Origin of the sequence: Enterobacter cloacae complex sp. 397G4 (genome assembly GCF_050031515.1) — a bacterium.
Taxonomy (GTDB): Bacteria; Pseudomonadota; Gammaproteobacteria; order Enterobacterales; family Enterobacteriaceae; genus Enterobacter; species Enterobacter hormaechei_C.
On record NZ_JBLGWE010000001.1, the window covers coordinates 4903304 to 4913743 of the forward strand.

The 10440-nt window shown below is 55.7% G+C and carries 11 protein-coding genes; 1 reads left to right on the forward strand and 10 read right to left on the reverse strand.

Annotation, left to right across the window (positions count from 1 at the left end; translation table 11 throughout):
- Nucleotides 1–25: 25 nt before the first annotated feature.
- Complete coding sequence (yieH, locus tag ACQG1Y_RS23575) at nucleotides 26–691, reverse strand: 6-phosphogluconate phosphatase (protein WP_023295655.1); 666 nt, start codon at nucleotides 689–691, stop codon at nucleotides 26–28.
- A gap of 165 nt (nucleotides 692–856) precedes the next feature.
- Here yieH and adeP point away from each other — a divergent pair, with 165 nt between their 5' ends.
- Nucleotides 857–2194, forward strand: a complete 1338-nt coding sequence (adeP, locus tag ACQG1Y_RS23580) for an adenine permease AdeP (RefSeq protein WP_137984248.1) — start codon at nucleotides 857–859, stop codon at nucleotides 2192–2194.
- 88 nt (nucleotides 2195–2282) lie between these two features.
- On the opposite strand, the gene ACQG1Y_RS23585 is transcribed toward adeP, so the two are convergent.
- The 9 genes from ACQG1Y_RS23585 to rpmH all read right to left on the reverse strand — a co-directional run bounded on the left by ACQG1Y_RS23585 (nucleotide 2283) and on the right by rpmH (nucleotide 9802).
- Entirely contained in the window at nucleotides 2283–2849 is a 567-nt protein-coding gene (locus ACQG1Y_RS23585; RefSeq protein ID WP_003861147.1) for an NADPH-dependent FMN reductase, read from the reverse strand.
- Nucleotides 2850–2885: 36 nt separating this feature from the next.
- On the reverse strand, nucleotides 2886–3632 hold the full coding sequence (locus ACQG1Y_RS23590; RefSeq protein ID WP_032103312.1) for a 4'-phosphopantetheinyl transferase family protein: 747 nt from the start codon (nucleotides 3630–3632) through the stop codon (nucleotides 2886–2888).
- A 122-nt stretch (nucleotides 3633–3754) separates the two neighbouring features.
- Nucleotides 3755–4726: an HTH-type transcriptional regulator YidZ gene (yidZ, locus tag ACQG1Y_RS23595; RefSeq protein ID WP_017383702.1), complete on the reverse strand. Its 972-nt coding sequence runs from the start codon at nucleotides 4724–4726 to the stop codon at nucleotides 3755–3757.
- The gene (locus ACQG1Y_RS23600; RefSeq protein ID WP_015570137.1) at nucleotides 4695–5870 is read right to left on the reverse strand and encodes an MFS transporter; all 1176 of its coding nucleotides are present in this window, start codon (nucleotides 5868–5870) and stop codon (nucleotides 4695–4697) included. The genes yidZ and ACQG1Y_RS23600 overlap by 32 nt, the downstream gene beginning before the upstream one ends.
- Before the next feature lie 111 nt (nucleotides 5871–5981).
- On the reverse strand, nucleotides 5982–7346 hold the full coding sequence (mnmE, locus tag ACQG1Y_RS23605) for a tRNA uridine-5-carboxymethylaminomethyl(34) synthesis GTPase MnmE (RefSeq protein WP_015570136.1): 1365 nt from the start codon (nucleotides 7344–7346) through the stop codon (nucleotides 5982–5984).
- A 72-nt stretch (nucleotides 7347–7418) separates the two neighbouring features.
- Complete coding sequence (yidC, locus tag ACQG1Y_RS23610; RefSeq protein WP_003861138.1) at nucleotides 7419–9062, reverse strand: membrane protein insertase YidC; 1644 nt, start codon at nucleotides 9060–9062, stop codon at nucleotides 7419–7421.
- Between the two features lie 2 nt (nucleotides 9063–9064).
- Entirely contained in the window at nucleotides 9065–9322 is a 258-nt protein-coding gene (gene yidD / locus ACQG1Y_RS23615) for a membrane protein insertion efficiency factor YidD (protein ID WP_001307474.1), read from the reverse strand.
- Nucleotides 9286–9645, reverse strand: coding sequence for a ribonuclease P protein component (gene rnpA, locus ACQG1Y_RS23620; protein WP_006808764.1), 360 nt, complete (start codon nucleotides 9643–9645; stop codon nucleotides 9286–9288). The genes yidD and rnpA overlap by 37 nt, the downstream gene beginning before the upstream one ends.
- Nucleotides 9646–9661: 16 nt before the next feature.
- Nucleotides 9662–9802, reverse strand: a complete 141-nt coding sequence (gene rpmH / locus ACQG1Y_RS23625; RefSeq protein WP_000831330.1) for a 50S ribosomal protein L34 — start codon at nucleotides 9800–9802, stop codon at nucleotides 9662–9664.
- Nucleotides 9803–10440: the final 638 nt, after the last annotated feature.

The window sequence follows — 10440 nt, forward strand, 5'->3', positions numbered from 1 at the left end:
TAACGCTTACCCGCCCTACGTTAATTCAACGCGTAATATCCCACCCGCGCGCCTTCCACAACGCTGGCAGCTGCGCCAGATCGGTAAAGGTTGTCACTTTTGGATGGTCGATCGGCTTGTTGTGCGGATCGGCGCAGAAGTAAAACACCTCCATCCCCGCATCAATCCCTGACTGCGCGCCGGCAGATGAGTCATCCACCAGAATGCAGTTCTCCACGTTGACGTTCATCGCCTTCGCCGCGTGGAACATCAGCGCCGGATCGGGCTTCCAGCGCTGGATATCGTAGCCGCTGAACAGTTTTTCCGGGAAGTGGTGCAACATCTCCAGCTTGCCGAGCGAGTGCTGCATTTTGCTGACCGGGCCGTTAGAGACCACGCAGATTGGCACCGTCATCGCATCCAGCAGCGCGTTAGCGCCGGCGATAACTTCCAGCTCGGCGTCGAAGAGGCGTGCGACCTCGGCGCGGTACACCGGTTCCAGATCCGCTTTCACCAGATCCACCCCGTGCTCTTCGTTAATGATGTCGATGATCTCGTACAGCTTCACGCCCTTAAAGCGTTTGAACACCTCTTCGAGATCGAGCGTAATACCAAATTCATGGAACATGGCGACATACGCGCGGGAACAAATGACCTCACTGTCGACCAGCGTACCGTCACAGTCGAAAAATACCGCTTCAATTCCGGACATGCCTTTCCCTTTTAACAAGTTTAACGTTTTCGTACGGCAGTTCACCGGGACGCAATCGTTGCCGTATAAGCAAAATCAATGAAAAAAGTATCCCGTAACCGCCACTATTGTCGCATTTTGGTATAGGATAGCGACGAATTTTCCCTCCTTGTTCGGAAATTGATGATGAGTCAACAACACACTACCCAGACATCTGGTCAGGGGCTGCTTGAGCGCGTGTTCAAACTGCGCGAGCACGGCACAACGGCACGCACCGAAGTGATCGCCGGTTTTACTACCTTCCTGACGATGGTCTATATCGTTTTCGTTAACCCGCAAATTCTGGGCGTAGCTGGCATGGACACCAGCGCCGTCTTTGTAACCACCTGTCTGATCGCGGCCCTTGGCAGCATCCTGATGGGCGTTTTCGCTAATCTGCCCGTGGCGCTGGCCCCGGCAATGGGTCTGAATGCGTTCTTTGCGTTCGTGGTGGTTCAGGCGATGGGCTTGCCGTGGCAGGTTGGGATGGGCGCTATTTTCTGGGGCGCGGTCGGCCTGCTGCTGCTGACCATCTTCCGCGTGCGCTACTGGATGATTGCGAACATTCCCGTGAGCCTGCGCGTGGGCATCACCAGCGGTATCGGTCTGTTCATCGGCATGATGGGGCTGAAAAACGCTGGCGTTATCGTGGCGAACCCGGAAACGCTGGTGAGCATTGGTAACCTGACCTCTCACAGCGTGCTGCTGGGCGTGCTGGGCTTCTTTATCATCGCGATCCTGGCATCGCGCAACATCCATGCTGCGGTGCTGGTCTCTATCATTGTGACCACGCTGCTGGGCTGGATGCTGGGTGACGTGCATTACAGCGGTATCGTCTCTGCGCCACCGAGCGTCTCTACCGTGATTGGCCACGTTGATCTGGCGGGCTCGCTGAACCTGGGACTGGCCGGGGTGATTTTCTCCTTCATGCTGGTCAACCTGTTTGACTCCTCCGGTACGCTGATTGGCGTGACCGACAAAGCGGGTCTGGCAGATGAAAAAGGCAAATTCCCGCGCATGAAGCAGGCGCTGTATGTGGATAGCATCTCTTCCGTTGCTGGCTCTTTCATCGGTACCTCGTCTGTTACCGCTTACATTGAATCCTCTTCCGGTGTGTCCGTGGGCGGTCGTACCGGCCTGACTGCGGTAGTTGTGGGTCTGCTGTTCCTGCTGGTGATCTTCCTCTCTCCGCTGGCGGGGATGGTGCCACCATACGCGGCAGCCGGCGCGCTGATCTACGTCGGCGTGCTGATGACCTCAAGCCTGGCGCGCGTGAAGTGGGAAGATCTGACGGAAGCCGTTCCGGCATTTATTACCGCGGTGATGATGCCGTTCAGCTTCTCGATCACCGAAGGTATCGCGCTGGGCTTTATCTCTTACTGCGTGATGAAGATCGGTACCGGCCGCTTCCGCGAACTTAGCCCGTGCGTGATTATTGTGGCGCTGCTGTTTGTGCTGAAGATTGTGTTTATTGATGCACACTAAGATGCTGGTGGTGTCAGGTGGCGCTTCGCTTACCTGACCTACTGACGAGTGTAGGCCCGGTAAGCGCTAGCGCCACCGGGCTTTTTTATCAGGCCTTCACCCGCTTAATATAATCCCCAAACGCGGTCAGCTGGCCAGAGAGATGGTCACGCGTACTCTGATCCACCACTTCACCCGTCTGCGGGTCGACCTTGTTCTGAATCACGCCGCCCATAAATTCCGGCTTGTTCATCACCATCGCATCCAGGAACACCAGGATCTGACGCAGGTGATACTGGCAGCGCGCGCCGCCGATGGCGCCCATTGAGCTGGTCTGGATCAGCACAGGTTTACCAGACAGCGGCTGCTCCGGTAAACGGGACAGCCAGTCAATGGCGTTCTTCAGACCACCCGGCACCGAGTAGTTATATTCAGGCGTCACAATCACCACGCCGTCAGCCTGACGGATTTGCTCGGCTATCGCTTCCACACTCTGCGGGAACCCTTCTTCCTGCTGAACGTCAGCATCATAAAGCGGGATGTCGCCAATGGACGGCAGGGCACTGATCTCCATTCCCGCAGGCGCCAGCTGCGGCAGCGTACGGGCAACCATCCCGTTAAAAGAACCTTTGCGCAGGCTTCCCAGTAACGTAACAACTTTCAACGTATCAGACATGATTACTCCTGTTTCATCATGATGATCCTGGACGGATCAGCTATGGGTGTATGCTTTTTCTGCCGGTAAACTGGTTAATCGCATCAGGCGCGCGGCGGGCTCGTTGGCGCGCTCAGGTACATCCGGAAGACTACGCCAACCGCGAGTGCTGTCAAACTCCCAGATTTTCAGCCGTTCGATGGCGGGGGTCACCGCAACGGACCAGATCAGTACGTCCTCAGCGTCGCAGAGCGCCTCTACCAGCGAGGCTTTTGTCGCGCGCAGGCGTCCGGAGCCGGGGAGCAGCTGCAACAGGCTGGCGTCGTCTGACGCCGCGCCGCTCAGTTTGCGGATGCTCTGGCGAAGGGTGATGAGCTGCGCTCTGGCTTCAACGGGGTCGTTCTGGTTACGTATCCACAGCTTTTCATTGCTGGAGAGCGGGTATTCATCGAGCGCGTTAGCACCATGGAAGCTGCGCGTGACGCGTTGTAGCTCCATATCCAGGCCGCAATCACCTTCCGTCGTCAGCGCGACGCCAACAATGTTGCCGGTGTACGCAATGGAAAAATGGGGGAGTGCCGGGTCCGCAAAAACCGGACGACCTTCTGGCTGGGTGAGTATGTCCGGTAATTCGCTGGTGCCGTAGAGCATAAAAAGCAGTTCTGCGAGGAGCGCTCTGGAAGCTAAAAACCGCGTCCTGCGGTGTTCAGGTAGTTTGAGCGCCTCATTGTGACAGGCTGAAGAAAGTCTGGCCGATACGAGATGCCCTTCCGTTAATGTTCCTCGTGCAAAGTGCGTAGCCATTTTTCGCTCCTTGATAATGGTCGTAGTCGGTTAAACGGTTACATGATTATCGCTTAACTCAGCTTCTGTTTTAATCAGTAAATGGAAATAAGAGAAGCCTGAGCACCGAACTTTACATTATCTTAGGCAAAAACCTGACCTGGTGCGGTATACAGCGCTTTGATCGTCTCGCGCAGCCAGAGGATTTTCGGATTATGGCTGTTCCGTTTATGCCAGATCAGCGTGAAGGGGACGGTGAGCTTTTCTGCCTGCGCCTCATCGATGGGAATGGGCAGACAGACCAGATTACGCTGGTGGAGTTGATTGTAGTGATGGCAGTAGTGCGGCGCAGTGGCAATGTAGTTGTGATCCGGCTGGGCCGCCATAAACATCGACTGTTCAAAACCGGGCAAACTCATGGCGATGTTACGCTCCCGACCCATCTCTCTTAGCACCTCATCGAGCGCCCAGGTGTCGCTGCGTTCCCAGAAGATGCTGATATGCGGGTAGCGCAGAAACGTCTCCAGATCCCATGCTTCCTGGAGCGCGGGATGATCCTCGCGCAAATACACGCACGGACGGTCACTGAACAGGATTTCGTAGTCGATAAACCATGGCATCAGCTTTAGCAGTTCGCGCGAGCGAGGGTGCGTTTCACGCCCGGTGAAGCCCAGATCCACTTCTCCGCGCGTAATGGCGTCCAGCGAATCGTAATCCCATTGGCGCAGCTTCACCGTCGCCTGTGGGTAGCGTTCATTCACCTGCTCCAGCAGGGTATTAAAGCGGATCAGCATCAGCGGTGTTTCGGCGGCGAGCACAAACTTAAGCCCGCCAGGAGAGCTATGGTGGAATTTATCGAGGATCTGGTTGCCAATCTGCATCCAGTCGGCCAAATCCTGTTCCAGACTCACCGTCAGCGGCGTGGGCAATAGCCCTAAAGGCGTTTTCACAAACAGCGGATCGTCGAACCAGTCGCGCAGCTTCGCCAGCGATTTACTCACCGCGGACGGCGTCACGTTCATCCGCTTCGCGGCTTTGGTGACGCTGCGCTCCTGCAACAAAAGTTGCAGGCAAAGTAAAAGATTAAGATCGAGACTGCTGATGGGCTTCTTCATAGTGCGCCGCGGGCTGGATGACCATAAGTAAGGTAATGCAGAGTATGCTACAGCCAATCAGAACCCCGATCAGCATATTCAGCGCGTTAAGGCCGATCACCGCCGCCAGCCAAATCCATAGTGACGAACCGCAGACCTGCGCAATGCCCAGCACCGAGCTTGCCACGCCTGCCCGCAATGAAAACGGGCCAAGTGCCTGACTCATCGCCACACCAAAGCCGACGGAGAATCCGGCGCAGATCAGAGTAATGCCCACCAGCATTACAGCGTGTGAGGTGGCGGTCGCCAGGATCACGCCTGCGGCGAGGAACAGCGTCTGTGAGGTGAGCATCAGCGTGCGCTGGCGGAAGATGTTGAGCGCAAAGGGCGTGGAGAATGAAACCGCCATGCTCACCATCGCGGTTAGCGCCATCACCGTCGAATACTCACCGCGATCGAAGCCCATCGTCTCCATCAGCAACACCGGGGAAACGTTTACATAGGTGAGGATCACCGCCACGCTAAGCGTGGTGATTGTCAGCCGACTCAGGAAAAAGCGATTCATCAGCTTTTCAGCCGGATGGAGGGTTGCGGTGTGATATGGCTGTTGCGAACCGGGATGGGTCTCTTTCAGCACCGTCACGGACAGGATAAAGACGATGGCGCCCATTGCGGCCATGGTCCAGAAAAGACTCTGCCACGGAAATTTAAGCATAATCAGGTAGCCTACAACCGGTGCCAGCACCGGGATGATGCAGGTAATGCCGTTCAGCATCGACAGCACTTTAGCGCGGCGCTGGGCGCTTAAGGTATCGCGAAGAATAGCAAACGCCACCACGTAACAGCCACCCGCGCCAATGCCCTGGATAAAACGGCCTGACAGGAACATTGTGCTTTCCTGAGCTACTGAAGACAGTACTGATGCCAGCGCAAAGATAACTGCACCCGTAATGGCGACGGGCTGACGGCCTGCTTTATCCGCGATTTTCCCGGCAAATACCATCGACGACGCCATTCCCGCGAGGTAGGCCGAAAACGCGATGTGCAGTTGCGCCTCGCTGGCGCCCAGATCGCGGGCAATATGCGGTAGCCCCACCAGATACATATCAATGCCGGACGGATACAGCAGAACCAGCGCAAAACTACAGAACAGAAAACGAGCCATAAATCCCCCATAGATGCAGGCAAGCAGGATAGGGGGCGTGGAGGGATTAAGCGAGTTGCCATTTGGACAATGGTGATTTCCCTGGAGGAAATCACCCTGTATTAACGGGAATTACTTACCAATGCAGAAGCTCGAGAAAATCCGTCCCAGCAGATCGTCCGACGTAAACTCCCCGGTGATCTCGCTCAGGTTCTGCTGCGCCAGACGCAGCTCTTCCGCCAGCAGTTCACCGGCCCACGCGCCGATCAGCTGGGCTTTACCCTGCTCAAGGTGGCGAGCCGCCTCTTCCAGCGCCTGCAAGTGACGACGACGTGCCAGGAAGCCGCCCTCCATACTGGTGTCGAAGCCCATGCTCTGTTTGAGATGGCTACGCAGGGCTTCCACGCCTTCACCGGTACGGGCCGACAGGCGAATAAGTGAGTGACCATTCACATCGCTGATGCCCAGCGTTTCGCCGGTAACGTCGGCCTTGTTGCGGACCACGGTGATCGGCAGTTTAGCCGGGAGACGGGCGATAAAGTCTGGCCAGATTTCAGCCGGGTCAACGGCGTCGGTTGTCGTGCCGTCCACCATAAACAGCACGCGGTCGGCCTGCTCGATCTCCTGCCAGGCGCGTTCGATACCGATACGCTCGACTTCATCGCTCGCATCGCGCAGGCCAGCGGTGTCGATGATGTGCAGCGGCATGCCGTCGATATGGATATGCTCGCGCAGGACATCGCGGGTGGTGCCGGCTATGTCGGTCACGATCGCCGCTTCACGGCCCGCCAGGGCGTTCAGCAGGCTCGATTTTCCGGCATTGGGGCGACCAGCAATCACCACCTTCATTCCTTCACGTAGCAGGCTGCCCTGGCGCGCTTCGGCGCGAACGGCATCGAGATCGTTCATCACCTGATTGAGCTGAGCTTCAATTTTACCGTCTGAGAGGAAGTCGATCTCCTCGTCCGGGAAGTCGATAGCCGCTTCGACATAGATTCGCAGGTGAGTAAGTGCTTCCACAAGGTGATTCACGCGTGCGGAAAATGCCCCCTGCAACGAGTTCAGCGCGGAGCGGGCTGCCTGTTCGGAACTGGCGTCGATCAGGTCGGCAATCGCCTCGGCCTGCGCCAGGTCGAGCTTATCGTTGAGGAAAGCACGCTCGGAGAACTCACCCGGCTTTGCAATGCGCAGGCCAGGCAGGGTCAGAATACGTTTTAACAGCAGGTCGAGGATCACCGGGCCGCCGTGACCCTGAAGCTCCAGCACATCTTCGCCGGTAAAGGAGTTTGGGCCGGGGAACCACAGCGCGATGCCCTGGTCCAGCGGTGTGCCGTCGGCATCCTTAAACGGCAGATAATCAGCGTAGCGCGGCTTTGGCAGTTTACCCAGCACCGCTTCGGCCACCTCACGCGCCTTCAGGCCGGAGATGCGCAGAATGCCTACACCACCGCGTCCCGGTGGGGTTGCCTGGGCGACGATAGTGTCGTTATGGCTCATGGTTGCTCTCGTTCAATACAAATAAAAAAGGCGGTCAATCGACCGCCCTTATTTTAGCGTTAAGTTACCGAATCAGGACTTTTTCTTTTCGCGGCTATGCAGGCCACGTTTTTCCAGACCACGGTAAATCAGCTGCTGCTGGATGATGGTCACCAGGTTGCTGACGATATAGTACAGCACCAGACCTGACGGGAACCACAGGAAGAACACGGTGAAGATGACCGGCATAAAGGTCATGATCTTCTGCTGCATCGGGTCGGTCACGGTGGTCGGAGACATCTTCTGAATGAAGAACATCGTCACGCCCATCAGGATCGGCAGGATGTAGTACGGGTCCTGTGCGGACAGGTCATGGATCCACAGAGCGAACGGTGCGTGGCGCAGCTCAACGGAACCCATCAGCATGTAGTACAGCGCAAGGAAGATTGGCATCTGAATCAGCAGCGGGAAGCAACCACCCAGTGGGTTCACTTTCTCTGCTTTATACAGGGCCATCATCTCCTGGCTCTGACGCTGTTTGTCATCGCCCAGACGCTCACGCATAGCCTGAATCTTCGGCTGTAGCATACGCATCTTCGCCATGGAGGTGTACTGCGCTTTAGTCAGCGGGTACATGATGCCACGAACGATAAAGGTGATAACGATGATGGAGAAGCCCCAGTTACCCAGGAAGCTGTGGATGAACTTCAGCAGCTTAAACAGCGGCTGAGAGATGAACCACAACCAACCGTAATCGACGGTCAGATCCAGGTGCGGCGCAACGGCAGCCATTTTGTCCTGGATTTCCGGGCCGACCCACAGGGTGCTTGCCAGTTTACCGGTTTGACCCGGCTGCACCAGAACCGGCTGAGATTTGTAGCCGATGGCTGCAATACCGTTGCCGAGGTTCGCGGTGTAGAAGTTGTTCGTACCGTCGTTATTCGGTACCCACGCCGTCGCGAAATACTGTTGCAGCATTGCGACCCAACCGCCTTTAGAGCTGACGTTCAGGTTTTCGTTATCGGCAATGGTGTCGAATTTGTATTTCTCGTACTTGGTATCTGGCGTGGAGTAAGCCGCGCCACGGAAGGTATGCAGCGCAAAGTTGCTGCTTCCGGTGTCACGGTGAGACGGCAGATTGATGGACTGCTTCAGCTGACCAAAGGTAGAGATTTCCAGTGGTTTCGCACCGGCGTTCTGTACGCTGTAGCCCACGTTCACCGCATACTCACCGCGTTTCAGGGTGAAGGTTTTGGTGAAGGTGTTGCCTGCCGCGTCGGTGTAGGTCATCGGGATAACCAGTTCGTTCTGACCATCAGCCAGCACAAACGTGTCATTCTCGACGTTATACAGTGGACGCGCACCGTTAGCCGGGTTATCCGGGCCATCACGACCGGTCAGGCCGCTCTGCGCCTGGTAGATAAATTCAGGCGTAGTTTCCAGTAACTGGAACGGTTCGGTAGACTTCAGCTCTTTCGGGTAGGTCAACAGCAGCGCCTGCTCAACATCACCACCACGGGTGTTGATAGTCAGCTCAAGCACATCGGTCTTAACCGTAATCTGTTTCCCCTGGCCACTGGCCGGTACGCCCTGGTCGGCGGCGCTACCCGCTGCGGTGGTCGTGGTCTGCGTGGTCTGCTGCTGGGGTTGAGGATTTTTATCCTGCTCCCATGCCTGCCAGATCATGAAAGACACGAACAACAAAGCGATGATAAGAAGATTGCGTTGCGAATCCATCGTTAGTGTTCTCTGGTATCAAAAGGTCCTGGAGGGACGGGGTCGTCTCCACCTGGGTGTAAAGGGTGGCATTTTAATACGCGTTTCACCGTCAACCAACTGCCTTTTATCACTCCAAACCTGCGCAATGCCTCAATTCCGTAGCTTGAGCATGTTGGCGTGAAACGGCAGTGTGGCCCGAGTAGCGGACTAATCAGGCGTTGATAGACCCGAATGAGGGCTATCAGGACCCGCGAGCCAGGCGACAGTGGCGGCGCCATAATTTTTCCAACGCTTCCGAGAGAGCACGGTTATCGAGGTCGGCAACCCCTTTTTTAGCCACCACCACGAAATCCATTGAAGGCAGTTCGTGCTGACGTAAACGGAAGCTTTCACGCGTCAGACGTTTAATCCGGTTGCGTTCATGCGCACGCTTAACGTTTTTCTTGGCGACTGTGAGACCGATGCGGGGATGCCCCAGCGAATTTTGGCGGCCGAGGATGGTGATTTGCGGCGTGCCAGCCCGTAATGGCTGCTGGAAGACGAAAGTGAAATGAGTGGGAGTTAACAAACGTAACTCCCTGGGAAATGCGAGCTTAACCACTCAGGGGTTAGCTTTATTACTTGGAAACGGTCAGACGAGCGCGGCCTTTAGCACGACGACGTGCCAGAACCTGACGACCATTTTTAGTAGCCATACGAGCACGGAAGCCGTGAGAACGGTTGCGCTTCAGTACAGACGGTTGAAAAGTGCGTTTCATGGCGATTTCTACCTAAACTTGAAAAAATTCATGACTTTTGCGGATGCCCGACCGAGTTTCGAATGACGGACGCCGAAGCCGTGGGTGATTAAAGAGGCCGGATTGTAATAATTGTACACTCCGGAGTCAATTCTCTTTCCTTAAATCCCTGTGTATTTCCGCACGTTTTCGCGTGGAAAATGAGCAGCGGACGACGCAGGAAGATGAGCATCACGCGCCGGGTCGAGGATTATACGGGCTCAACGATAAAGCGCAAGGATCGTCCCGGATCTTCGTTAGATCATTTAAGCCAAAAATTGTCTGTGCTCATTAAATTTTCCAATATGCGGCCTAAATCGCGAGGCACTCGCGTCAGGATCGTTTACACTTACCCGATTCCGGATCTTCCTGTGGATAAATCGGGAAGAATCTGTGAGAAACAGAAGATCTCTGGCTCAGTTTAGGCTATGATCCGCGGTCCCGATCGGGATCCAGCGATCCTGGTCGGGCATAAACACAACATCGTTCAGGTTGTATCAACGATAGCGTGTATAACCGCAGATAGCGGTTCGCACATCACCCTGATGGGGTCATGTCGATGTGCGCCAACAATCATGAATATTCAATAGTTTTCTTTTATTGTTCGAGTGGAGTCCGCC

Coding starts and splice junctions, on each gene's coding strand:
- yieH (WP_023295655.1), bottom strand. CDS start 691: ATGTCCGGAATTGAAGCGGTATTTTTCGACTGTGACGGTACGCTGGTC.
- adeP (WP_137984248.1), top strand. CDS start 857: ATGAGTCAACAACACACTACCCAGACATCTGGTCAGGGGCTGCTTGAG.
- ACQG1Y_RS23585 (WP_003861147.1), bottom strand. CDS start 2,849: ATGTCTGATACGTTGAAAGTTGTTACGTTACTGGGAAGCCTGCGCAAA.
- ACQG1Y_RS23590 (WP_032103312.1), bottom strand. CDS start 3,632: ATGGCTACGCACTTTGCACGAGGAACATTAACGGAAGGGCATCTCGTA.
- yidZ (WP_017383702.1), bottom strand. CDS start 4,726: ATGAAGAAGCCCATCAGCAGTCTCGATCTTAATCTTTTACTTTGCCTG.
- ACQG1Y_RS23600 (WP_015570137.1), bottom strand. CDS start 5,870: ATGGCTCGTTTTCTGTTCTGTAGTTTTGCGCTGGTTCTGCTGTATCCG.
- mnmE (WP_015570136.1), bottom strand. CDS start 7,346: ATGAGCCATAACGACACTATCGTCGCCCAGGCAACCCCACCGGGACGC.
- yidC (WP_003861138.1), bottom strand. CDS start 9,062: ATGGATTCGCAACGCAATCTTCTTATCATCGCTTTGTTGTTCGTGTCT.
- yidD (WP_001307474.1), bottom strand. CDS start 9,322: ATGGCGCCGCCACTGTCGCCTGGCTCGCGGGTCCTGATAGCCCTCATT.
- rpmH (WP_000831330.1), bottom strand. CDS start 9,802: ATGAAACGCACTTTTCAACCGTCTGTACTGAAGCGCAACCGTTCTCAC.